This window comes from Streptomyces sp. TG1A-8 (genome assembly GCF_030499535.1).
Taxonomy (GTDB): domain Bacteria; phylum Actinomycetota; class Actinomycetes; order Streptomycetales; family Streptomycetaceae; genus Streptomyces.
The window spans coordinates 6,125,401-6,149,313 of record NZ_JASTLB010000001.1 but is presented as its reverse complement, the minus strand read 5'-3'; the positions used below and the strand labels follow the sequence as shown (position 1 = coordinate 6,149,313).

General features: G+C 76.2%; 18 protein-coding genes and 1 pseudogene. 14 read left to right on the top strand and 5 right to left on the bottom strand.

All coding sequences use genetic code 11. From position 1 onward, the window contains the following. Nucleotides 1-270 precede the first annotated feature (270 nt). Nucleotides 271-945: pseudogene (locus tag QQY24_RS27130) on the bottom strand (oxidoreductase); the annotation flags it as partial. 197 nt (nucleotides 946-1,142) lie between these two features. Then, on the bottom strand, nucleotides 1,143-1,484 hold the full coding sequence (locus QQY24_RS27125; RefSeq protein WP_301975335.1) for a hypothetical protein: 342 nt from the start codon (nucleotides 1,482-1,484) through the stop codon (nucleotides 1,143-1,145). 41 nt (nucleotides 1,485-1,525) lie between these two features. Between QQY24_RS27125 and QQY24_RS27120 the strand changes: the two genes are divergently transcribed. Further along, on the top strand, nucleotides 1,526-2,404 hold the full coding sequence (locus QQY24_RS27120; RefSeq protein ID WP_301975334.1) for an NAD(P)/FAD-dependent oxidoreductase: 879 nt from the start codon (nucleotides 1,526-1,528) through the stop codon (nucleotides 2,402-2,404). Between the two features lie 202 nt (nucleotides 2,405-2,606). Here QQY24_RS27120 and QQY24_RS27115 read toward each other — a convergent pair whose 3' ends face one another. After that, the gene (locus QQY24_RS27115) at nucleotides 2,607-2,951 is read right to left on the bottom strand and encodes a MerR family transcriptional regulator (RefSeq protein WP_301975333.1); all 345 of its coding nucleotides are present in this window, start codon (nucleotides 2,949-2,951) and stop codon (nucleotides 2,607-2,609) included. A 934-nt stretch (nucleotides 2,952-3,885) separates the two neighbouring features. Between QQY24_RS27115 and QQY24_RS27110 the strand changes: the two genes are divergently transcribed. Continuing rightward, a complete protein-coding gene (locus QQY24_RS27110; RefSeq protein WP_301975332.1) occupies nucleotides 3,886-4,356 on the top strand; it encodes an ATP-binding protein in 471 nt (156 codons plus the stop codon). 279 nt (nucleotides 4,357-4,635) lie between these two features. On the opposite strand, the gene QQY24_RS27105 is transcribed toward QQY24_RS27110, so the two are convergent. Together QQY24_RS27105 and QQY24_RS27100 are read right to left on the bottom strand one after the other, a co-directional pair. Beyond that, nucleotides 4,636-5,049 (bottom strand): SRPBCC family protein, encoded by a 414-nt coding sequence (locus QQY24_RS27105; protein WP_301975331.1) that lies wholly within the window; start codon nucleotides 5,047-5,049, stop codon nucleotides 4,636-4,638. 1,183 nt (nucleotides 5,050-6,232) lie between these two features. Beyond that, nucleotides 6,233-7,558, bottom strand: a complete 1,326-nt coding sequence (locus tag QQY24_RS27100; RefSeq protein ID WP_301976367.1) for a hydrolytic protein — start codon at nucleotides 7,556-7,558, stop codon at nucleotides 6,233-6,235. Between the two features lie 275 nt (nucleotides 7,559-7,833). Between QQY24_RS27100 and QQY24_RS27095 the strand changes: the two genes are divergently transcribed. The 12 genes from QQY24_RS27095 to QQY24_RS27040 all read left to right on the top strand — a co-directional run bounded on the left by QQY24_RS27095 (nucleotide 7,834) and on the right by QQY24_RS27040 (nucleotide 23,835). Beyond that, the gene (locus QQY24_RS27095; protein ID WP_301975330.1) at nucleotides 7,834-8,526 is read left to right on the top strand and encodes a LuxR C-terminal-related transcriptional regulator; all 693 of its coding nucleotides are present in this window, start codon (nucleotides 7,834-7,836) and stop codon (nucleotides 8,524-8,526) included. A gap of 221 nt (nucleotides 8,527-8,747) precedes the next feature. Beyond that, complete coding sequence (locus QQY24_RS27090; RefSeq protein ID WP_301975329.1) at nucleotides 8,748-11,912, top strand: hypothetical protein; 3,165 nt, start codon at nucleotides 8,748-8,750, stop codon at nucleotides 11,910-11,912. Further along, entirely contained in the window at nucleotides 11,909-12,613 is a 705-nt protein-coding gene (locus tag QQY24_RS27085; RefSeq protein ID WP_301975328.1) for a DUF4255 domain-containing protein, read from the top strand. The genes QQY24_RS27090 and QQY24_RS27085 overlap by 4 nt, the downstream gene beginning before the upstream one ends. Further along, nucleotides 12,610-14,700 carry an ATP-binding protein gene (locus tag QQY24_RS27080; protein WP_301975327.1) on the top strand — a complete coding sequence of 697 codons (2,091 nt, stop codon included), beginning with the start codon at nucleotides 12,610-12,612 and terminating at the stop codon, nucleotides 14,698-14,700. Before QQY24_RS27085 ends, QQY24_RS27080 begins: the two co-directional genes overlap by 4 nt. 376 nt (nucleotides 14,701-15,076) lie before the next feature. Next, complete coding sequence (locus QQY24_RS27075; RefSeq protein ID WP_301975326.1) at nucleotides 15,077-16,639, top strand: phage tail sheath family protein; 1,563 nt, start codon at nucleotides 15,077-15,079, stop codon at nucleotides 16,637-16,639. Between the two features lie 34 nt (nucleotides 16,640-16,673). After that, complete coding sequence (locus QQY24_RS27070; protein ID WP_301975325.1) at nucleotides 16,674-17,114, top strand: phage tail protein; 441 nt, start codon at nucleotides 16,674-16,676, stop codon at nucleotides 17,112-17,114. Beyond that, nucleotides 17,111-17,602, top strand: a complete 492-nt coding sequence (locus QQY24_RS27065; protein WP_301975324.1) for a hypothetical protein — start codon at nucleotides 17,111-17,113, stop codon at nucleotides 17,600-17,602. The genes QQY24_RS27070 and QQY24_RS27065 overlap by 4 nt, the downstream gene beginning before the upstream one ends. Next, the gene (locus QQY24_RS27060; protein ID WP_301975323.1) at nucleotides 17,599-17,757 is read left to right on the top strand and encodes a DUF6760 family protein; all 159 of its coding nucleotides are present in this window, start codon (nucleotides 17,599-17,601) and stop codon (nucleotides 17,755-17,757) included. The genes QQY24_RS27065 and QQY24_RS27060 overlap by 4 nt, the downstream gene beginning before the upstream one ends. Nucleotides 17,758-20,304: 2,547 nt before the next feature. Further along, nucleotides 20,305-20,769, top strand: coding sequence for a hypothetical protein (locus QQY24_RS27055; protein WP_301975322.1), 465 nt, complete (start codon nucleotides 20,305-20,307; stop codon nucleotides 20,767-20,769). Between the two features lie 24 nt (nucleotides 20,770-20,793). After that, nucleotides 20,794-21,219, top strand: coding sequence for a phage tail protein (locus QQY24_RS27050; protein ID WP_301975321.1), 426 nt, complete (start codon nucleotides 20,794-20,796; stop codon nucleotides 21,217-21,219). A gap of 70 nt (nucleotides 21,220-21,289) precedes the next feature. Further along, nucleotides 21,290-22,012 (top strand): LysM peptidoglycan-binding domain-containing protein, encoded by a 723-nt coding sequence (locus QQY24_RS27045; RefSeq protein ID WP_301975320.1) that lies wholly within the window; start codon nucleotides 21,290-21,292, stop codon nucleotides 22,010-22,012. Further along, entirely contained in the window at nucleotides 22,009-23,835 is a 1,827-nt protein-coding gene (locus QQY24_RS27040; RefSeq protein ID WP_301975319.1) for a VgrG-related protein, read from the top strand. The genes QQY24_RS27045 and QQY24_RS27040 overlap by 4 nt, the downstream gene beginning before the upstream one ends. Nucleotides 23,836-23,913 lie beyond the last annotated feature (78 nt).

Genomic DNA, 23,913 nt, shown 5'->3' with positions numbered 1-23,913 from the left:
CCTCCTGGGACGGGGACGGGGCGACGGCACGCGGCGGCCCGGAGGCGGTGCCCGTGCCCGTACCGGAGCCGTGGGCGCCGATCGGCGCCTCCGGTGCGGGCGAGTCCACGTTGGCCCGCGCCTGGCCGGCCCCAGGTCCTGTCGCCCGGTGGTCTGCGCGGCGTGGTCGGTGACGACTTCCCTGTCAGGTCCGGCATGTCGAGCAAGAGCTGCCGGAGCCCCCGATCCGTCGAGCTCGACGACGGCGGGAGCCCGCGTGACCTGGAGAGGTCAGGCGCGGAGCAGGCCGGTCGAGACGGTCCAGAGGCGCTTGGCGGTGGCGGGGTCGAGCGCCCATTCCTTGACACCGTGCGGGTGCTGCGCGAGGTCGGCGTCGTCCGGCACGGTGTAGGCCTCCTGCGCATCGTCGAGGTAGTGGCCTCCGGAGTGAGCGAACTCGGGGGCGACGGCCGCGGCGACGCTGGTGGCGGCCCCCTGCTCGACCGTCTTGTAGGTGAAGACTCCGGCGGCCTCGGCCGCGTCGAGCGACTCCCTCTGTTCTGTTGTGAAGTTCCGCTGCAGTCCCGTCGCGACACCGCCGGGGTTCACCGCGTTGGCGACGATGCCATCGGACGCCCACAGACGGGTCGCCTCGACGGCGAAGAGGGAATTCGCCGTCTTCGACTGGGCGTAGGCGATCTGCGGGTCGTAGCGGCGACGCTCGAAGTGGAGGTCGTCGAAGTCGATGCCGGAACGCATGTGGGCCGTCGAGCTGACCGAGACGATCCGTGCTCCGCCACGGTCGGCCGCTCCCAGGGCCAGGGCGTCGTGAAGGCCGGTGGCCAGGGCGAAGTGGCCGAGATGGTTCGTCGCGAATTGCAGCTCCCAGCCCTCATGCGTGCGTTCCAGGCCACCGGTGACCACGCCGGCGTTGTTGATCAGGGGGTGAAGCGGGCCGCGCCACGCGTCGACGAGTGGACAGGGCGGCGTCCTTCCCCGCGGGGCGGCCGGCGGCCCCCGCACGGCCACCGGGGAACACCGGGCCCGGTGGCGGACTCGTGGCGCGGGCGCGGGCGCGGGACCGGTCCGGGTCCGAGCGGCCGCGGCGGCGGCCCCGCCCGGCGCGGGGCCGCCGCCGGGGCGGCGCGGGAGTGACCGGCCGGCTACCGGCGGGCGGTGATGCCCGTGATGCCGGTGAGGACGAGATCGATTCCGGCGAGGAACTGCTCGCGGTCGTCGTGCCCGCGCAACTGGTCCGCGACGGCCCGGGTGAAGGGGTAATCCCCGGGGTCGAGCTCTTTCCACGCCGTCGACACGGCGCCGAGGAACGCGGCGCGGTCCACCTCGGGCCCGAGAGCGCGGGCGCTCGCGGTGTTCGCGGCGTTCTGGCCGGCGGCGCCGAGGATGTGGTACATCAACGCCGGGGTCGCCGTGAACCAGCTGCCCTCGGGCACGCCCAGCGCGCGGACCCGCCGGCCGATGCTTTCGAAGATCCGCGGCGTCACGGGTCCCCAGGGGCTGCGGGAGAGCTCGCGGCAAGCCACGGATGTGCGTCGATCGCGTCGAACAGCCCGAGCGCGACGGCGCGGATGCCGTCCTGCGGCGAGTTCGCGGACCCGGCGGACTGGACGGCCAGAGCGGCGGGGACGACGGCGTCGGTCGCGCCGGCGGCGTCCGCACGCTCGGTGACGGCCGCCACGAGGCGACCTTCGCCGACGGCACCACCGTGGTCACGAGCCTGCTGGTCGGCGCGGACGGCGCGTGGTCACGAGTCCGGCCGCTGCTCTCCGACGCCACACCCGAGTACGTCGGCACGTCGTTCGTCGAGACCTACCTGTTCGACGGTGACACCCGCCACCCCGCCAGTGCGAAAGCGGCCGGCGGCGGGTCGCTCTTCGCGCTCGCGCCGGGGAAGGGGATCCAGGCCCACCGGGAGAGTGACGGCACCCTCCACACCTACGTGGCGCTGTCCGAGCCGCGGGACTGGTTCGCCGTCGTCGATTTCATCGATTCCGCCAGCGCGACCGCGCGGATCGCCGGGGAGTCCGACGGTTGGGCACCGGAGCTCACCGCGCTGATCACCGACGGCGAGACCGCGCCGGTCCTGCGCCCCCTCAACGCCCTGCCGGTCGAGCACCGGTGGGACCGGGTGCCGGGGGTGACCCTGCTCGGCGACGCCGCCCACCTCATGATCCCGTCCGGTGAGGGCGCCAACCTGGCCATGTACGACGGCGCCGAACTCGGCAGGGCCATCGCCGCCCACCCCGACGACGTCGAGGCCGCGCTCACCGGATACGAGCGGGCCATGTTTCCCCGCAGCGCCGCGGAAGCCGCGGACGCCGCCCGTCAGCTCGAACTCATGTTCGGCGGCAACGCACCCCACAGCCTGGTCGACATGCTCACCGGACACCGGCAGCCCCGATGAGACGCCCGCCGTGCGCGCAAGGGCACCGGGGAGACCCGGCCCTTCCGCGCCGCAGGGAGGAAGCACCGCGTGACAGCCGTTGCACGGCCCCTCGGCCCGGCCCGCGGGAACCGCTCACCGCACCTGTCCCGCCATCGCCACCGGTGGCGGACGGGGCGGCCTGCTGCGGGCGTGGATGCCGGCATCCACGCCCGCAGGGTGATCAGGCCGAGGTCTTCGGCTGGACCTCACCGCCCCGGGTGCGCAGCTGCTCGTTGATGCGCTGGGCCTCTTCGAGCTGGTCCTCGAGGACGACGATGCGGCAGGCGGCCTCGATGGGGGTGCCCTGGTCCACGAGTTCGCGGGCACGGGCGGCGATCCGCAGCTGGTAACGGGAGTAACGGCGGTGGCCGCCTTCGGAGCGCAGAGGGGTGATGAGGCGGTGTTCGCCGAGGGCGCGCAGGAAGGCGGGAGTGGTGCCGAGCATCTCGGCTGCCCGACCCATGGTGTAGGCGGGGTAGTCGTCGTCGTCGAGGGGGCCGGGGGGGCGGGTACTGCGAGGGGGCATAGACCTCTTCTTTCAGCGGACGCGTCAGGGGGCCCGAGTGCCGTGTCGGCACTCGGGCCCCGAGCTTTCAACACCATCTACCAGCTGACTGCGCCGGCTTCTCTTTCCGCAGGGGCCGCCCGGAGGGGCGGGACTGCGGGGATCGCGGATGCGTGACCGGGGACCACCTTCCAATCCGGGGCCTGCGGTACCCGGGCGGACGTCTTCCTCACCCGGGCGATCCTGATGGCGTCTGCTCCTTACTTCCGGTTACCTGGTTGTACTGCTGGATACTGCGGGGTACTGCTCACAGCCCCGGTGGGGCCGTGTCCTACTCGACCTGCGTGTGCGGCAGTTCGTGCCTGCCGCACCCTCTTCGACTTCCTGGGTACGTCAGAAACAGTAGCCCACCGGCAGACCGATGTCTACTCTCGTCACGACAGATTTTCTCCTCGTACGCCATTCGGAGTCCGGTCGGAGCCGTGCCCGGAGGAACGGTGCCACGGGGCGGGACCCCGGTCCGGCGGGCGACGGGCCGCGCCGCAGCCGCGCGGTCCCGGCGCCGGTCGGATGCGCCCGGGGCACCGGGGCGGGAGTCGCGGGCCGCGGACCCGCCGGTCGTCGTGGCGACCGGGGGCGGTCCGCGGCGGGACGCTCCCGGCCCGCCGTACCATGCAGTGCGCCGCTCAGCGGCCGGCCGGTCCGATCACCCGCCGAGGGAGGCCCGCCATGACGGTGCCCGGGGTCCACCACGCCGACGGGGGCGGACGGGCCGCGCGGGGGCGCTGCGCGGGGGCGGGCCGGCCGCGTTCCCGCTCCGCAGCCCGGCCCGGGCGGCCGGCGGGCCGGTGCGCTGCACCGCGCCGCTCCGTGCGGTGCGCGCCCGGTGCGCCCGGGCCCCGCCGTGGCGGCGGGCCGGTGCCCGGGCCCGGCGGACGGTCGGGGGCTGGGCCCGGTGGCTGAGCTGGTGGTGCTCGTGGGGCTGCAGGCGTCCGGGAAGTCCACCTTCTACGAGCGGTGCCTGCGGGACCGCCCCGTCCTGGTGAGCAAGGACCTCTTCCCGCGCTCCGCACGGCACAAGCAGGCCCGGCAGATGCGCCTGGTCGAGGAGGCCCTGGCCGTGGACCGCTCGGTGGTGGTGGACAACACCAACCCCTCCCCCGAGGAGTGGGGTCCGCTGGTGGCCGCGGCCCGGGCGCACGGCGCCACCGTCACCGCGTACTGGTTCCCACCGGACCTGGCGGGCTCGCTGCGCCGCAACGCCGGGCGCACGGGCCGGGCCCGCGTGCCCGATGCCGGCATCCACGCCACGCTGCGGCGGTTGCGGCGGCCGTCGACCGCCGACGGATTCGACGCCGTGCACGACGTGCGCTTCGACGGGCGGGGCGGTTTCGAGGTGCGGCCGGCAGGCGGTCCGCCCGGCTGAGGGGCTCGCGCCCGCCCTGCCGCACAAGCGTCGCACCGCCGTCGGCACGGGCCCGCCCGGTACGCGTACCTCCCGCACCGGAAGCCGCCGCGCACCGAGCGCGGTGGCGCGACCGCGCGGTCGTCCGGGCCGGTTCGGCCGTGGGGCCGTGCGGATGAGGCCGTTCGGCACCACCGGGCGGACCGCCGCGCGCTCCGCCACCGCCCCCGCACGGGGTGCCCGGCCGGGGCGCCGCGGCCGGGCGGCGTGGGGGCGGGTCGGGCGGCGGACTGCCGAGGCTCAGCGCTCGGCGGCCTCGACGGCGTCTTTGATACCGCGCAGGGCCTCTTCGAGACCGTGGTCGACCTGAGCGCCTTCCGTGCTGTCCGTGTGCAGCTGGACGGTGAGGAGGGAGCTGGTGGGGTCCTCCCCCGGCGCGACGTGCAGCCGGCCGTGGTAGTCGTGGGGGCCGGGCGCACCCCACTCCAGGCTCTTGCCGTTCTCCAGGACGTGGATCCAGGCCTCGCTGGTGACGTCCTGCTCGGGCGCGTCGGCGGGGTCGATGTGGGCCGTGACGGTGACCCGGTCACCGCCGTGGGGCCGCGCCGAGGTCAGGCGCGGCATGTAGGCGGGCAGGTTCTGCACGTCCGCCAGGTAGGAGAAGAGCCGGTCCGGCGCGACCGTCACCGTGATCGTGTCGTTGTAGTCACCCATGCGGTTGGGGGTTCCCCGGGCGGCTGCGGCACGAACCGGAATCGGTTCCGGATCGCCCGGGAGGGGCAGCGTGCGGCGCGGTCCCCCGGGCGCATGGACGTCCGCTTCGGCCGGGTTGCACGGCGGGAGAGCGGCTGCCGGAGCGCACCCTCGCCGGTGGTCCGGCGCCCCTCGGCGCCACCGGCCGGACGAGGGCGCGCCGCGGCCGGCGTCCCCCTGTGTACGCCGGGAGCGGACCGGGGGGCCGGCCCGGGCTTCCCACGAAGGCCACGAAGCCAGAGGACCCGGCCGCGCATCCAACGCCGGCGAAGGCGCGGTACGGCGCGGCGGCCGCGTCCGCTCGGCGACGCCGGAGCGGCCGGCGGACACCACCCGCACGCTGTCCGGGCGCCACCGGCGGTTGTTCCGGCCCGTGCCATGGGCGAGCGGGCACCCGGCACCGGGACGGGGAAGCGGGCACGGTTGGTCGGCCCCGGGGCCAACGGGCCAGCCCGGAGCGGTGAGCGATGTCCGTCCGGGATCCGGTGACCACCGGGGTGGGCAGCCACGACGGTCCGGGGGTCGCCCCACGCGCCGGAGCGGCACCGGCCCCGAACGCGATGGTGCCGCTCCTCACGCCGCCCGGTACGGTCGTCCCGCACAACGGCGGGGCCTTTCCCGTGCCCGCTCCCCACGGAAGGGGCCACCTGGAGACCGGGGCGCCCCCGGGGACCTTCGGGACGAGCATGTGGGCCGGACGTGCGCGTCGGATCCACGGAGCTCCCCGGTGCCGGCCGCAGCCCCGCCGGAACCGGCCGCTCCTGCAGGAGGTGCCGGGCCCCGGGGTCCCCGGACGTCCGGGGCCGGACGGGACGAGGTGGTACCGGCGGTCCCCGGCGGGCTCCCGGGTGCGGCCGGCTCCGGAGAGCGGGCCGGCACACCGGCCGCAACGGTGCGCCTCCACCGGGGACTTGACGTTCCCAGGAGGTGTGTCCACTCACCGGCGGGTCGCGAACGGGCCATTCTCACCCTGCCGTCGGCCGCCGCGGCGTCCAGCCCGTCCACGCGGACGCTCACGTTCCCGGAGCGCGCGAACCGAACGGAACAAGCGGTTCACACCCGACGCCGTATCGGTTTTCGGACTGAGTGGGGACGCTCCCTTCCGCTCGCACCGCGCCAGGCGAACGATGTTTGCAAGAGCACGTCACCGTTTGACGGTGCTGAGCACACCGCTGACGTTCAGGACCTCGTGGCACTGCTGCGCCTGACGTCCGGTGGCCGGCGTACCCGGCTTCGCGCAGGTCACCTTCACGGTGACGGTGGCGTTCTCGGGGATCTTGATGGGGGTGACCCAGTGGTAGTCCTGGTTGCGGAACGTTTCGAGCGCGATGGTGGTGATCTTCCGGTCACCGAAGGTGATGGTCATCACCCCCTCGTCACCCTGGAAGTTCGCCACGACGATGTCCGTCACGCCGAAGAGCGCGGCCGGCGGCACCACGTAGGTGCCGCTCCTCGTCTGCCCGCCGGACGTCTGCAGGTCGATGGTGGCCGAGCTCTGCTGACCGCTGCCGACCGCGGTACCGGCGCCGCCGCCGGTACCGCCGGTACCGGCGGCTCCCCCGCTCGTGCCGTCGGCCCCGGTGCCCGGCGACGCGCTCGTGCCCTGACCGCCCCGCTGGGCGCCGGCGCCCGCGCCCTGGCCGGACCCGGTCCCCGGCGACTGCCCGTCCTGCTGTCCGGCGGGCGTGGTGCGCGGGTGGACCACCGCGTCGGCGGCCTGCCTGGCCGCGCTCCGCACCGCCGGGCGGACCAGCGTGAACCAGGCCAGCAGCAGCGCGAGCAGGGCCGCGAGCACCACCAGCAGCCACTTCGGGAAGACCGGGATCTGGACGAACTCGGCTTCCAGCGGCGGCCGCACCGCGGAAGCGGCCCGCTCGGACCCCTCCGGCATCTCGCTGTCAGTGGTACGCACGGTGAACGGCCACACCACGGGACTGCCGAACCAGACCGGCTTGCCGGTCCGAACCCGCAGCCGGGTCTCCGCCGACTCGCCGGGCTCCAGCCGCAGTTCGGCGGGCGTGAATCCGAACCGCAGGTCCTCCCCGGCCTGTTCCGGGGTGAAGGCCGCCCGGGCCGGGCAGTTGCCCTCGTTGCGCGCCGCCAACCGGTAACGGCCCCGCAGCCAGCCGCGCCGGCGGCGCGGGACCAGCTCGACGCGCAGCTCGTGGAACCCCTCGACGTGGACCGTGGTTTCGGGGACCGTGACGAGTTCGGGGTGTTCGGCCGGCAGCACCCTCACGCCCAGCGGCACGTCACCCGCGCGGACCTCCGGGGAACGCGGCGGGGCCAGGCGGACGGTCACCGTCTCGGAGGTGCCGGGATAGAGCGATACCCGCTCGGGCTCCACGGTGGCCCAGGCCGCACAGTCGCCGACGACGTCCAGGGTGTACGCCTCGACGATGTCGCTGTCGTTGCGGACGGTCAGGCTGGTCGAGGCGGTGCCGCCCGGCGTCACTGTCACGGCGGGCATGTCCAGGCCGGGCGCTCCGGGGCCGGAAGAGGCTGCAGATGGCGTCACGCCACGACGGTAGGACCGCGGACGGACCGCCACGAGGGGTACGAGGGCACCACCCGGGCAGTCGGCGTGCCCCGCACGGTCAGCGGCGGCCCCGACGACGGGCAGGTGCTCTGACGCCCTCCCGTGCCGGCGTCCGTCCACCGCCGGCGGCCGGCCCGTGCGCGCCTCCCGTCCTCCGTCAGGAAACCGAACCCACCCTGCCCGGTCCCGTGAGAGAGAACCCGTTCATGACTGCCAACGCACCGCGCGTGACCGCCCTGGCCCGGACCGCACCGTCCGCCACCCCCACGACCGGCCCCCGCCGGGTGACCCTCGCCGTCTACGCCCAGGACCCAGTCCTGCACGTCGGCGTCGTCCATCAGCTGCGGCAGCGTCCCGAGGTGGAGCTGGTCGCCGACGCGGACGCGGACCGGGCGCAGACGTCGCTCGTGGTCGTCGACGCCGTGGACGACGAGGTGGTGGCCCTGCTGCAGCGGTTGCAGCGCACCGGCACGACCCGCACGGGCCTCGTGGTCGGCACCTTCGAGTCGGCGGTGCTGCAGCGGGTGCTCGAATGCGGTGTCGCGGCGGTGTTGCGGCGCGCCGAGGCGGACCAGGACCGGCTGCTGCACCTGGTGCTGTCGATGGCCAACGGGGAGGGCGTGCTGCCCGGCGACCTGCTCGGCAAGCTGCTGACCCACGTCGGCAACCTGCAGCGCTCGGCCCTCGACCCGCGCGGCCTGTCCCTGAACACGCTGACCGCGCGCGAGGCGGCCATGCTGCGCCTGGTGGCGGAGGGGCTCGACACCTCGGAGATCGCGCAGAAGACCGCCTATTCGGAACGGACCGTCAAGAACGTGCTGCACGAGGTCACCACGCGGCTCCAGTTGCGCAACCGGGCCCACGCGGTCGGTTACGCGCTGCGCAACGGGCTGATCTGACGACCGGCCGCCCGCACGCCGCGCGGGCGGGGATCCGTCGGCCGCCCCTCCCCCGGCCCGCCGCGCGGCGGGCCGGGCCGTCGGCCGCCCGTGCCCGGAGCGCTGCCCGAAAGCACACCCGGCGCTTCCCCCGGGCACGGTCCCGCCGCCCTGCCGCGCACCGATGCGCGTGCCGCACGGTGGCGGGGCACACCCTGTGTTCCGAGACTGCGAGGTGGACCGTGAACGGCACCGCTGGCCCCGGCGGACAACGTCGCCTGGGAGGATTCGGCGCGTCGTTGCTCCTGCTGGTCCCGATGTTCGCGGTGACGGCGGCCTCGGGGCCGGTCGGCGCCGGTCCCCGGCCGCGGGCGGCCGACGCGCCCGCCACCCGGATCGCGTACGCGGGCACCGGGCACCGCAGTCTCGGCCGGGTCGTCACCACCACGTCCAGTGACCCGGTGTTCGGGGCGGGCCCCGCGCACTTCGACGTCCAGCCGTCGGCACTGGGGGACACGATGGTGTTCGCCAGCCGCCGCGACGAGAAGCGACCGCAGCTCTACCTGCGGGCCCCCGACGGGTCGGTGCGCAAGCTGACCGGCGGGCGGGACGCGGCGCACCCCCGGCTGACCCCCGACGGTTCGGCGGTGGTGTTCGACTCGGCGGAGCCCGGCGGCCCGGGCGGCGGGACGCAGCGCGACCTGTGGCTGGTGCACACCGACGGCACCGGCCTGACCCGGTTGACCGACACGCCCTCGGACGAGGAGGACCCCACCGTGTCGGCGGACGGGCGGCGCCTGGCGTACGCCGGTGACGGCGGTCCCGGGGTCCGGCAGCAGATCTACGTGCGACCGCTGGCCGGGGGAACCGCGACCCGGGTCACCGGCGCGCTCGGCGGCACGGCCTCGGAACCGGTGTGGAATCCGGTGGACGACCCGGCGCACCGGGACCTCGTCGCGTACACCTTCACGGCGGACGCGGGGACGGGACCACGGCTGCGGGTGACCGGCTCCGCCGCCGGGGACCAGCCGCTCCTGGCGGGCACGCAGGCACAGTGGCGGACCCGCGGGGCAGCCTGGCTGCCCGACGGGGACGGGGTGCTGTTCCTCAGCCCGGACCGCACCTGCGGCTGCGAGGGCGACTGGGACCACGTGTTCCGGGTGCCGGCGCACTCCGCGGACGCCCCGCAGCTGGTGCTCAGCGAGGACCGCGCGGTCGGCCGGCCCACCTGGGCCGGTCCGCTCGACGGCGGTCACGTGGTGGTCGACCGGACGTCGGCGCCCGGCCCGCACGTGGTGACGCTCCAGGACGCCCGGACGGACGGCGCCGATCCGCGCGACCTCGGGCTGACCCTCCTGAAGGAGGATCCGGCGGCCGACACCAACACCGATCCGGCGAAGGACCCGCTGTTCGAGCCGGCCCCCGGCTACGACCCGTGGACCGAGCGGCAGACCTACACGCCGGACGGCCGCCGCATCGTGGTCACCCGGTTCGAGGACGGTGCCGACGGGCGGATCGAGCGGATCTGGACCGTCGACGCCGACGGCTCCCACCCGGCGCCGATGCCACTGGCCGGACGCGGGCCGCGGGACTGGGACACCGACCCCACGTTCTCCCCGGACGGCAGGTACCTCGCCTTCACCCGGACGTCGCCGGGGGGCGCCGGCTCCGCCTCGGGTCCCGGCCGCATCCTGATCGCCGACGTCGCCACCGGCGCGATCGTCCGCGGGATCACCCCGCCGGCCGGGCAGCCGGCGGGCGGCGACGCCCAGCCCACCTGGTCCCCCGACGGCACCACCCTCGCCTTCACCCGCAACGCGGTGATCGGCGGACGCGGCGGCAGCAAGCACGTCTGGACCGTCCCCGTGGACGCCCTCGGCCGGCAGCGCGACCTCAGTGCCGCGATCTGCCCCGGGGACTGCGAGGTCATCGACGACAGCCCCGCGTTCTCCCCGGACGGAAGCTCCCTCGCCCTGAACCGGAAGAACGGCGGCGGCCGGCTCGACGAGCACAACGGCATCCTCCTGACGTCCGTGTCCGGTGACGACTGCCGGGTCCTGCTGCCCGGGGCGGCGCGGGGCACCGCCGACGGCTGCCACCAGGAGCTGCCCGACACCTCGGCCGCCGGACCGCACCAGCCGCGCGACGCGGCCTGGACCCCGGACGGCACCGCGCTCGTCATCAGCTCCCGCAGCGACCTGCCCGCCAACTGCCCCGAGAAGCTGAGCCGCCTGGACGTCGCGACCGGCGACCTGTCGCCGCTGACCACCGAGCTGCCCGGACGTCAGAAGGAGCCCGCCGTCCAGCAGTCGGTGGACCTGACGGTGCGCGCCCCGGGCACCGTGCCCGCGGTCGCCGTCGGCACCGGCACGGACGTCCGCGTCGACCTCGTCAACCTCGGCCCGGCCGCCTCCCCCGGCACCCGGCTGACGGTCGCGCCGCCGTCCGGTGTGGGCGTCACCGCGATCCGCCACCCGGGCGGCACCTGTGACGCGGCCTCCCTCCAGTGCGTCATCGGGGTGGTGCCGCCCGGTGCGACCGTGCCGGTGACCGTGACGCTGACCGGGCGCGTTCCCGGCGACCGGCCGGTGGACTGGTCGGTCACCGGCAGCGTCCTCGACCCGCAGCCCGGCGACAACACCGCCCGGACCGTGGTGCCGGTGCGCGAGGCCGCACCGCCGGCCCCCACCCCGGGCCCGCCCCCCGGTACCACCCCGCCGGCACCCGCCCCGCCCCCGCCCCCGGCGCCGCCCGCCCCGGAGGCGGGACCCGGGGTTCGGGTCACCGCGCAGCCGGACCCCGGCTACGTCGGCGGCCGGGTCGTGGTGACGTACACCGTGCGCAACGGCCGCGGCGCGCTCGCGACCGGGCTGCGCCTGCGCGTCGGGCTGCCCGCCGGAATCCCGGGCGGCGGCCCCCCGCCGGGCTGCGACGCCTCGTGGGTGTGCGCGCTGCCGGACCTGGCGCCGGGCGCCACCAGCGTCGTCCAGGTGGTGCTCGCCCCCGACCGGGCGCTGACCGGCCGCGCCACCGGCGTCCTCACCACCACCGGGACGGACGCCGACCCGGGCGACAACACGGCACGCACCGGGCTGCGGATCCTCCAGCCGCGGATCGTCGCGGTCCCCCCGATCGGCAGGCCCGGCTTCGTCACCTCCGTGCGCGGCAGGGACTTCCCGCCGGGGGCACCGGTGCGGTTCACCTGGCGGCCGGGGATCACCGCCGCCGCGGCGCCGACCGTGCCGAAGCCGGACGGCACCTTCATCGGCCAGCTGCTGATCCTCGCCAAGGACCAGACGGGGCCGCGCACCATCACCGCGCGCGGGCCGGGGTTCTCCCGGGTGAGGACCGACTTCCTGGTGGTGAACGGCAGCGTGCAGCCGCCCGACGAGGTGACCCGCCGGTGATCCACGAGGTCGACGAAGCGCTGCGCGGCCTGCTCCGCGAGTCCGGGCTGGAGGCGGCCGGCGTCGAGGTCGTCCTCGACGCGCCCACCCGCGACTGGGCGGCGCGCCGCACCGCCCCCACGGTCTGCGCGTTCCTGTACGACATCCGGGAGGACGCCACCCGGCGCGGCAGCGGTGCCGGAGAGGTCCACGACGCGGACGGGTACGTGGTGGCGCGGCGCACGCCGCCCCGCTGGTTCCAGCTGACGTACCTGGTCACGGCGTGGGCCGCCCGCCCGCAGGACGAGCACCGGCTGCTCTCGCAGGTGCTGGCCGGTCTGGTGGGCACCGGCACGCTGCCCGAGCGGCTGCTCACCGGCACGCTCGCCGAACTCGGCCTGGCGGTGGGCCTGGAGACCGCGGGGGTCGGACCCGACGCGCCGGCCGCCTCCGACGTGTGGTCGGCGCTCGGCGGTGAGCTGAAGGCGTCGCTCGGCGTGCGGGTGCGCGCGCCGCTCGCCGGGGTGAACCGGGCCGCCGCGCCGCCGGTGACCGAGGGGCTCGTGGTGCGCTCCGCCCCCCGGTGGCAGGACGGGGAGCCGGTGCCGGGGCGCCGGCTGCGGTACGAGGAGGTGGCCGACCCCGGTCCGGAGGGCTTCGCCGGCCCGCGCGAGCGCCTCCCCGCCCCCGCCCGCCGCCGCCGGGGAGGCCGGCAGCCGTGACGTACACCGCCGACGCCGTCACCGCCGGCGGCGCCGCCGGGGCGGACCCCCTGTGGTCGCGGCTGCGCCGGGTCGAGGAGCGGGTGCGGTACGCGGTGGCGGCCCGCCGCGCCGTCGACCCCGACCCCGACGACCCCTACCGGGGCCAGTACCTCTCCCCCGCGGCGGTGGAACGCATCCTGGACGGGCGGGGCGGCCCCGAGGTGCCGGGGTACGAGCCGCTGCCCCCGCCGCCCGGGTCCGTGCTCGGCACGCTCGCCGAGCGGTTCGGCCTGTCGCCGCTGGACACGGACCTGCTGCTGATCGCGACGGCGCCGGACCTGGACGCCCGGTTCGAGCGCCTGTACGGCTACCTCAACGACGACCTGACGCGGCGCCGGCCGACGACGGGGCTGGCCCTGGAACTGTGCGGGCTCCCGGCCGCGTCGGCCGCACGGTTCCGGTTCTCCCCGGGAGCCCCCCTGGTCGCGGGTGGTCTGGTGGAGGTCACCGAAACGGACCGTCCGCCGCTGTCACGGGTGCTGGCCGTCCCGGACCGGGTCACCGCGCACCTGCTGGGCGGTGCGGAGCCGGACGCCCGCCTCGCCGGGGTGCTCGGCGAGGCCGGGGAGGACCCGACGGCCGAGGCGGCGGAAGTCGGCCGGGCGGCGGCCGCGGCCTGTTCCGGGACGGGCCTGGTGCACCTGCTCGGCCGGGGCGGTGACGCTCCGGGGCTCGCCGTCGCGGCCCTGCGCGCGGCCGGGTTGCGCCCGCTGGCCCTCGACGCGGCGGAACTCGCCCGGCACCGCGGTGACGTGCCCGCGATCGCCCGGGTGGCGGCGCGGGAGGCCCTGCTGACCGGGGCGGGCGTCGTCCTCGGCCCGCTGGAGGCGATGCCCCCGGAACCCGCCGAACGGACCCGGAGCATGCGCGCGGTGTGCGCGGCGCTGCGCGGGACCCCCCTGTTCACGTACGGCGCGGGCGGCTGGGATCCGGCGTGGGCGGCCGACACCCCGGTCGTCCTGCCGGTGGCCCCGCCCTCCGCCGAGCGGTGGTCCGCGCGCTGGCGGCACGCCCTCGCCGGGGCCGGGACGGACGGCTCGGTGAGCGGTGACGCCGACGCGCTGGCCCGGGCGGTCGCCGCGCACCGCCTGGACGGCGGGCAGTTGCGCCGCGCCGCCGACGCGGCGGTGCGCACCGCCGGCCTGGCCGGCCGCCCGCTCTCCCCCGACGACCTGCGCTCCGCCGTACGGGCGCAGAACGGCGCGGGACTCGCCCGGCTGGCCCGCAGGGTGGAGCCGGACGTCGGCTGGGAGGACCTGGTGCTGCCCCCGCCGACCCGCCGCAGCCTGCGGGAGCTCGCGGTGCGCGCCCGCCACCGCGAGCAGGTGCTCGGACAGTGGCGGATGCGGCCGGGCGGCGGCCGGGGCCACGGCGTGATCGCCCTGTTCGCCGGCGGGTCGGGCACGGGCAAGACCATGTCCGCCGAGGTGGTCGCGGCGGACCTCGGTATGGACCTGTACGTGGTCGACCTGTCCACGGTCGTCGACAAGTACCTCGGGGAGACCGAGAAGAACCTGGAGCGGATCTTCACCGAGGCGTCCGCGGTCAACGCGGTGCTGCTCTTCGACGAGGCCGACGCGATCTTCGGGAAGCGCTCGGAGGTCAGGGACGCGCACGACCGGCACGCCAACGTCGAGTCGGCGTACCTGCTGCAGCGCATGGAGTCGTTCGACGGGATCGCCGTGCTGACCACCAACCTCCGGGCCAACCTGGACGAGGCGTTCACCCGGCGGCTGGACGTGGTGGCGGAGTTCCCTGTGCCCGACGCCGCCCACCGGCTGGTCCTGTGGGAACGGTGCCTGGGGGAACGCCTGCCGCGCGCCGCCGACCTGGACCTCCGCTTCTGCGCGGACCGCTTCGAACTGGCCGGCGGCTCGATCCGGGCCTGCGCGGTGACGGCCGCCTACCTGGCGGCGGAGTCCGGTGAACCGCTCGCCATGGGGCAGTTGGTGACGGCGGTGGCGCAGGAGTACCGGAAGCTGGGGCGGTTGGTCCTGGAGGGCGAGTTCGGGCCGTGGACCGCGCACGTGCCGGCCGAGGGGTGAGGGCGGCGGGGCGGGGTGCCCGAAAGGGAAGGCGGACTGCCTCGCCCGCTGCCGGCCGAGGACGCCCGGGCCGCCGCCGCGGTCCGGACGGCCGCGCCCCGGAATCTCAGGACCACCACGGCTGCCGGGTCCGGCCGCGCTCCTCGTCCCGGACGTCGCCAGGGGTGTCCGGGAGAGGACCGGCACCCGGTCCCGGCGGGCGGAGCGGTGTCCAAGGCCGCGGGGGCCCGGGCGGGACGCCCGGACGGCCCGGCCGGGCGTCCGGGAAGGCAGCGCGGCTGCCCCCGGCCAGGTCCCCCCGCCCCTGTCGCGGCGCCGGACCCGCCTCGGAGACTCGACACCGACGCGAGTGATCCAGGACCGTGAAGGAGCGAGCATGCCGACGTACCTCACCCCGGGCGTGTACGTGGAGGAGGTGCAGTCCGGCGCCCGTCCGATCGAAGGGGTCGGCACGGCCGTGGCCGCGTTCGTCGGGTTCTCCCAGACCGGTCCGTTCCACGAACCGACCCTGGTCACCAACTGGGACCAGTACACCCAGCTGTTCGGCGGCTTCACCGAGGGCACCTATCTCCCGCACGCCGTGTACGGCTACTTCTCCAACGGCGGCGGCGCGGCCTACGTGGTACGGGTCGGCGGCTCCGGCGAGGACTCCTCGGCCCCGGCGGCCGACGACGGCCGGCGGTCCCGCGAGGCGCGGCCGGCCGAGCCGGTGGCGCTCGGCGGGTTCCTCGTCTCGGCCCGGCCCGGCACCTCCGGGCTGTCGGTGGAGATCGCCGACCCGGACGGCGAGAACCCTCCCGAGGACCGCTTCAGGCTGCTGGTCCGCCAGGGCGACCAGGTGGTGGAGACGTACGACGTCTCCACCCGCAAGAACGTCAGGGGATACGTGGTCGGCCAGACCCGCGCCTCCAAGCTGATCGAGGTCACCGAGCAGCGCGACGCCGCCCAGACCCGGCCCGCCAGCCAGACGGTGGCGCTCCCCGAGGCACCCGCCTCCCCCGCGGTGCCCGCCTCCGGCGAGGTGTCCCGGCTCGGCCCGGCCGAGTACGTCGGCGACGCGGCCGCCCGCACCGGGTTCGCCGGTCTGGAGGCCGTCGACGAGGTCACCATGGTCGCGGTGCCCGACCTGATGAGCGCCCACGAACGCGGCGACATCGACGACGAGGGGGTGCGCACCGTACAGCTCGCGGTGATCTCGCACTGCGAACAGATGGGCGACCGGGTGGCGGTCCTGGACACCCCGCCCGGGCTCACGGCCCAGCAGGTACGCACCTGGCGCAACGACGAAGCGGGCTACGACTCGCGGTACGCCACCCTCTACTACCCGTGGGTGCGGGTCTTCGACCCGGCGGCCGGCCGCAACACCACGGTCCCGCCGAGCGGGCACGTCGCGGGCGTGTGGGCGCGCAGCGACGCCGAGCGCGGTGTGCACAAGGCGCCCGCCAACGAGGTGATCCGGGGCGCGGTGGACCTGGAGATCCGCCTCAGCAAGGGCGAGCAGGACCTGCTCAACCCGATCGGCGTGAACTGCGTGCGCGCCTTCCCGGGCCGCGGCATCCGGGTGTGGGGCGCCCGCACCCTGTCCTCCGACCCGGCGTGGCGGTACCTGAACGTGCGACGCCTGTTCAACTACCTCGAGGAGTCCATCCTGCTGGGCACCCAGTGGGTCGTCTTCGAGCCGAACGACGACCGGCTGTGGTCGAGCATCCGGCGCAACGTCACCGCCTTCCTCACCGAGGAGTGGCGCCGGGGCGCCCTCTTCGGCCGCACCGCCGAGGAGGCGTTCTACGTGAAGTGCGACCGCGGCAACAATCCGCAGGAGTCCATCGACCAGGGCCGGGTGGTCTGCGAGATCGGCGTCTCGCCGGTCAAGCCGGCCGAGTTCGTGGTGTTCCGGCTGGCCCAGTTCTCCGACAGCACCAGCCTCATCGACGAGTGACCCGCGGGTCCGCAGGGAAAGGTGACGGACAGTCATGGCAGAGGGCGATGCTCTTTCCACCCACGTCTTCGGCGTGCAGCTCGGCGGGTACCTGGTGGAGTCGATCCAGGAGATCAGCGGGCTGACCGTCGAGGAGGAAGTCGTCGAGGTCCGACAGGTCACCGCGGAGGGCAAGCAGATCATCCGCAAGCAGCCCGGCGCCCGGCAGGCCGGCGAGGTCACCATCACCCGGGGGCTCGACAAGAGCAGCGAGTTCACCAAGTGGATCAAGGAGACCCTGAACAAGGGAGCCGTCGACTCCGCCCGGCAGAACCTGACCATCGAGATCAAGGACTCCACGGGCGACACGGTCCGCCGCATCCAGTTGATGCAGGGCTGGGCCTCCAAGTGGGAGGGTCCGTCGCTCAAGGCCGGCGAGTCCTCCGCGGCCACCGAGTCCGTCACGATCGTGTTCGAGGAGATCGTCGTCGAATGAGGCGCCGTACGGTCACGGCGGGCAGCCTGGAGGAGATCCTGGAGGCGACGGCGCCCGTCCCGGCACCCGAGCCGTCGCAGGCCCCGGCCCCCCGCCCCGCGACACCCCAGGAGCACGGACTGCGCACCGAGTTCGAGTTCGAGCTGCCGCGCGGGTACGTGGACGAGGCGGGCACGGTGCACCGGTACGGTGCGATGCGCCTGGCCACCGCCCGGGACGAGCTGCGCCCCCAGATCGACCTGCGGGTCAAGGAGAACCCGGCCTACCTGAGCGTGGTGCTGCTGAGCCAGGTGATCACCCGCCTCGGGGCGCTCACCGACGTGCACGCGGGGATCGTGGAGCGGATGTACGCCACCGACGTGGCGTTCCTCCAGGACTTCTACCGCCGCGTGAACAGCGAGGGGCACACGCGCGCGGCGGTGACCTGCCCGCACTGCGAGGGAGCCTTCGAGGTGGATCTCTCGGGTGGGCGCCTGGGGGAATCGTGACGTACGCGCTCCCCCGGCTCCGGGAGGAAGTCGCGTACGTCGCCTACCACTTCCACTGGCAGCGCGAGGAGATCCTCGGCCTCACCCACGCCGAGCGCCGGCAGTGGGTGAGCGAGATCGCTCGCATCAACACCCGTATGAACGAGAGTGGTTGACTCATGGCATGGCGGGACGGACTGCGCCGCCGGGCCTCGGCGGCGGACGCGGCCGGGCGGCCGGTCCCCCAGGCGGCGGCCGGGACGGCCGGCGAGGGCCGCCCTCCGGCCGACAGCGGGTCCGCGGGTCCCTCCGTGCCCGGTGACTGGGACGGCGGCTGGCGCGCCGCCCCGCCGCCGGCGCTGACCGTGGCCCGCACCCGGCTCGCCGTCAGCGACGGCCTCGCCTTCCGCTCGGGCCTCGCGTCCTGGGGGAACCCGTCCTTCGACGCGGGCCTCGGGCACGCGCTGCTGCCCTCCGCCCCGGCCGGTCTGATCCACGGGGTCACCCGTCCGGCCGCGCCCCGCGCCACCGCGCACGGCGACGGCGGCCCGCTGCTGTTGCGGGCGCCGCACCCGGACGGCCCGGGGCCCGCCGGGGCCGGGCCCGCGGCCGGCACGGCGCGGCCGTCCGCCCCGCACCCGCCCCGGGTGCCGCGCAGGACGCCACCGGGGCCGCCGGCCCGGACCGCGCCGGCCCGGGACACAGGGGCCGGGGGCGGCTCCGGGTCCGCCCGGCGGGCGGACGGATCCCGCGCCCCGTCACCGGCCGCGACGGCGGACCCCCGTCCCGCGCAGGGGAGTCCGGGAACCCCTGGCACCGGCGCACCCGCCACGTCCCCGGGCACGAGGGCCACGGCGCCCTCCCGCACGCCCGGGCGGGCCGACACCACCGCCGTCCCCCCATCCCCTCCGCTCCCCCCGCTCCAGCGCTCCGCCGGACCTCGGCCCGGCCGCGCGCCCGCGCCTGCCGGTGGCCTCGTGCCCCCCGCCTCACCGGAGGCGTCCGGCCGGCGGGCCGCTCCCGGGGCCGGCGAACAGGCGGTCCGTCCCGCCGGCCCCGGCCGCCCGCCGGAGGGACCGGGGATGCCGGTGGTCCGGCGCATCACCGCGGTGCCGGGCACCTCGGGCGGCGGACGGGCGGACCGGACCTCCCCGGACGGACCGGGTGGGGTCCCAGCTCCCCCGCCCGCACCGCCACGGGCCGGAGGCGGTGCGCGGCCGGACGCCGGACGGAGGGGGCGCACGCCGTCCGACGCCGTGACCCGGCGCGCTCCGGCAGGGGGTGGACCGGACTCCGAGGGCGCCCGCGGCGGGAACGCGCGGGCCGTGCGCACCCGGCCACTGGGGCCCCCGTCGACCGTTGCCCGGTGGACGTCCGCACCGGTGCGCCGGATCGTGGTGCTGCGGCCCGGCGTCCCCCCGGCCGGGACTCCGGGTGCTCCCCCGGGCGTGAGGCCGGAGGCGGGTCCCGCGGCCGCCACCGACGGGACTACCGGTGCCGCACCGCCCGCACAGCGCGCCACCACCCAGGGGCGACCGGGCGGCCGGTCGCCCCTGGGCGCACCCGTGAACGGCCTGCCCGCCACGGCAAGGCCGCTGACCGCCGAGGAGCCGCAGACGTCCCGCCCCGGTGCCGACGCGCACCCGGCGGGCGGACCGACGCTGCCGGTCGTACGGCGCCCGGCGGACGCCCCGGCTCCCGCACCGGGCCCCCGCGGCGGGGGCCCCGCGGCGTCCCCGGGCGACGGGGCCGTGCCCGCCCGCCGGGCCGCCCGGCCCGGCCCGCCCGGGGCCCGGACCCGCACCGGTCTGGGGGCACCGCTGCCCGCGATGCCGCCGACCGCCGACGTGCCCCGCCCGGCCGGTCCGGGTGGCCGTCCGGCCGCCCGGGACGTCCAGGACGTCCAGCGCGCCCCGGCGCGCCCGGACGCCGGCGCCACGGGTGCACCGGGGCGGGCCTCCGGCACCCGCGCCGGTACCGCACCCCTGCTGGGCACGGCGGACACCGCACGGCACAACCTGGTGAGCGGCTCCCCGGAGTCCGGGCGGACGGTGCCCGCCACGCCGCCGGTGATGCCGGGGACCCCGCGGCCGGCCCCTTCGGCCGCAGCCGTGCCCGCCCCCGTGCGGCGCGCGGCCCCGCCGGATCTCCCGGCGGCCCCGCCCGACGAGACCGCCGGGCAGTCCTCCGCGGGCCCGTCGCGCCCCCGTACGGCACCCGGCGGGCCGACGGCAGCGGCCGGCACGGGCGCCGGCGGACCCGTCGCGGGCGGCCACGGCGTACCCGGACCGGTCGTCCTCGCCCGGACCGTCCCCGTGCCCGGTGGGGTGCCGGTCCGTGACGGCGTGCGGACGTCCGGCGCCGGCGGCCGGCGCCCGCACGCCCCACGGCGGCCGCCGGCGCCCCGCGCCCTCTCGCTGCTCGCCGCGCGTCCGCTCACCGTCCGCACCCGGGTCCCGGAAGGCGTCGCACCGCCCTCCGGCACCCGCACCGCCGGGCGTCCCGTCGTGGCCGCGTCCTGGCGCCGCGAACCGGACCCGTCGCCGCGCGCGCCCCGCACCCCGGCGGTGGGCGGGCCGGGGGGACCGGCTGCTGGTGTGTCCGGGGGGCCCGGGGCGCCACGGGCGCGGCGGACCGCCCCCTCCCTCCCGGCGCCGCCGGGCCCGTACGACTCGCGGGCGTCCGATGCCGGTCACCCGGCGCCTCACCGGCCCGTTCCGGTCGTGCGGCCGAATCCGCCCGTCCAGCGGGCCGTGCCCGGCGGGGACGCGCTGATGCGCCCGCACGGGCTGCCGTTGCCCGGTCCGCACCCGTCCCCGCTCCAGGACCGCCCGTCGCCGCGCGCGGCGTCCGGCCCGGCCGTGCCCGTGGTCCGCGCCGCGCGTGCGCCGGCGACGGCACCGGGGCGTACCGGTGGGGCGGAGGTGCCGGTGGTCCAGCGGGAGGTGTCCGCGCACGGGAGGCAGCGGTCGGCCTCCGCGCCGCCGCCCGCCGCGAGGACCGCCGCGAAGCCCTCCGGAGGGACCCCCGAAGGGGGCACGGGCCGGCCGAGGGGCGCGTCCGGGGAGCCCGGCATCGACCTGGACGACCTGGCACGGCGCCTCCTGGACCCGGTGTCCCGGCTGCTCCGCGCCGACCTGCGGCGCGGCCGGGAACGCGCGGGCCGCCCCCACGACGGACGCCGCTGAGGAGACCGAACGGATGGCCAAGGGATGACGGACAACATCTTCGCGACGAGCGTGTTCTTCCGGCTCGCGATCGGCGGCAACGACCTGGGGGCCTTCCACACCTGCTCGGGCATGGGGGCGCAGGTGGAGATGGAGAGCTACGCCGAGGGCGGCAACAACGGCTTCACCTGGCAGTTGCCCGGCCGCGTCACCTGGTCGAACATCACGCTCACCCGGCCGGTCACGGCCGACACGGCGAAGATCGGACGCTGGCTCGACCAGACGCTGCGGCGGGTGGAGCCCAAGGACGGCGAGATCGTGGCGCTGAAACCGGACCTGACCCGGATCATCAGCTGGCAGGTGCTCGGCATCGTGCCGGTGCGCTGGCAGGGGCCGTCCTTCGACCCGTCCTCCTCGCAGCCGGCCGTCGAGACGCTGGAGATCGCGCACGAGGGGCTGCGGCCCTCGTGACGGCCCGCCGCGCGTAGTCCGGCACACGCCCCGCCACCCGCGCCCCATCCGTACGGAAGGAGTTCCCGGTATGTCCTCTGCGGTCCGTACCAGCCGGGCCAGGGCCCAGCTGACCCTGAAGGAACCGCCGGCGGCGGTCGGTGCCAAGCCCGGCGGGACGATCGCGCGGCTGGACCTGCAGTTCAACCCGACCACGCTCCGGCTGAGCAAGACCACCGAGTGGCGGCGCAGCCCGTCGCGGATGGCCGGGCAGTCGGCGCTGCCCGAGTTCGTCGGCAGCGGGCCCCGGGAACTGAGCCTGGAGGTCTTCCTCGACGCGACCTCGACGCACGACAACTCCGTCGAGCAGGCGGTGGAGAAACTGATGAAGGCATGCGTGCCGACACCGTCGAGCCTCGCGCGGAAGAAGCCGGCCAGTCCGTGGGTGCGCTTCGAGTGGGGCACCGCCCGGACGACCTCGTTCGACGGGGTGCTGTCGAGCCTGTCGGTGACGTACACCCTCTTCGACGTGGACGGCAAGCCGCTGCGGGCCACGTGCGCGCTGTCGGTCGAGGAGGCGAGCGTCGACCCCCCGGGGCAGAACCCCACCTCCGGCGCGCGCACGGCCCGCAGCACGCACACCGTGGTGGCCGGGGACAGCCTGGCGCTGCTGGCCTGGCGGGAGTACGGCGACGCGACGGCCTGGCGGGTCATCGCGGAGGCGAACGGGATCGACGACCCGATGGCCCTGGTGCCCGGCACCGAACTGGTGGTGCCGGGGCCGGTGGGCGCGGACGGTGAGGAGGAGCGGTGAGCACACCCGAGGCCCGGGGCGGCCGGTCGTTCGCGGCGGACCCCGTCGTGGAGGCGCCCGACGAGCTGCCGCCGATCTGGGCGGCGCAACTGGTGAGCTGTCTGGTGGACGAGAACGTGGGCCTGCCGGACGCCGCGGTGCTCACCTACCGCGACCCCGACCACGAGTTCCTGAAGTCGACCGGCATCACCCTCGGCACGCCGCTGCGGGTGTCGGTGGTGACGGTCGCGGGGCAGGCGCGCGAGCGGTTGTTCAACGGCGAGGTCACGGCGGTGGAGATCGACCGGGACGGCACCGGGTCGTTCACGGTGGTGCGCGCCTACTCCACCGCGCACCGGCTGCAGCGCGGCCGGAAGGTGGTGGCGTACCGGAACATGACGGCCGCCGCCATCGTCCGCAAGGTGGCCGCCGGGGCGGGTCTGGCCTGCGGGAAGGTGGAGGCCGCGCCGGTCACCTACCGACAACTGTCGCAGGCGAACGTCTCCGACTGGGACTTCCTGCAGTACCTGGCGGGCGAGAGCGGTGCGCAGGTGCGGGTCGACGACAAGGGGGTGCTGCAGTTCACCCGGCCCCGCAGGGCGGCCGGTGCGCCCGCGCCGTCCACCCCGGCCACGCAGAGCCCGATGGTGCTGGAGTACGGGCGGAACCTGCTGGCGCTGCGGGCCTCGCTCTCGGGTGCGGACGGCGCGGGCTCGGTCGAGGTGCGGGGCTGGGACGCCACCACCAAGACCCCGCTGGTGGCCAGGCACCCGTCCGTGACCAGCGACACGGTGCTGCCGGGGCTCAGTCCGGCGCTGGCCGCCCGCTTCGGGGCCTCGGCGAAGCTGACGGTGACGGACACCCCGTACCGCACGCAGGCCGAGACGACGGCGGTCGCCAGTGCGACGGCCGCTCGGGTCAGCGCCGGTTTCGGCGAGCTGGAGGCGGTGGTCGAGGGCAATCCGCGGCTGCGGGCGGGCAGTCCGGTCGCGCTCGGCAACGTGGGGCAGGCGTTCTCCGGCCGGTACACGGCGACGGCGGTGCAGCACGGCCTGGACCCGCACGGCGGCTACCGGACGACGGTGTGGGTCAGCGCCAGTGCGGACCGGTCCCTGGCCGGACTGGTGACCGGGGCGAACGCGCCCGGCCGCGGCCCGCGCCTGCCGGGGCTGGCGATCGGCGTGGTGACGGACGTGCGCGAGCCGGGCGGCGCGCAGAACGGCGGGGTCCGGCTCAAGTTCCCCTGGCTGGACGACACGTACGTGACCGACTGGGTGCGCACCGTGCAGTGGGGCGGCAAGGGCGGCGGCGGTGTGGTGAGCCCCGAGGTCAACGACGAGGTGCTGGTCGGCTTCGAGCAGGGCCTGCTGGACAGCCCCTATGTCATCGGCGGCCTCTACAACGGCGTGGACCGGGCCTCCCCGCACGACGTGCCGCTGGTGGACTCGACCAGCGGGAAGGTCAACCGCCGTTCGGTGGTGTCGCGTTCGGGTCACCGGGTGGAACTGCTCGACGCTCCGGCGCCGGGTCCGTCCGGGGTGCGGCTGCGCACCGCGGACGGGCGGCTGGAGGTGCTGCTGCACGACCGCGACCACAGGATCGAGGTGACGGTGTCCGCGGCCGGCGGCCGGCGCCCGCTGTCCTCGCTGCGGCTGGACGAACAGGGCATCACGCTCGACGCACGGAGCGGCAGGGTGCGGGTGAAGGGCGGCAGCGTGGAGATCGACGGCACCACCGCGGTCCGGATCGGCGGCCGGTCCGTGAACGTCGCCGGGCAGGCGGACCTCACGCTCGACGGCGGCCTGCTGGGAGTGCTGAAGGCGGATCTGATCCGCATCAACTGACGCCCCGTCGGTGCGGCCGGAGCGTTCCCCGGCCGCACCCCGGTGACGACCCGTACGCGTTCCAGGGCCCTCGCGGGC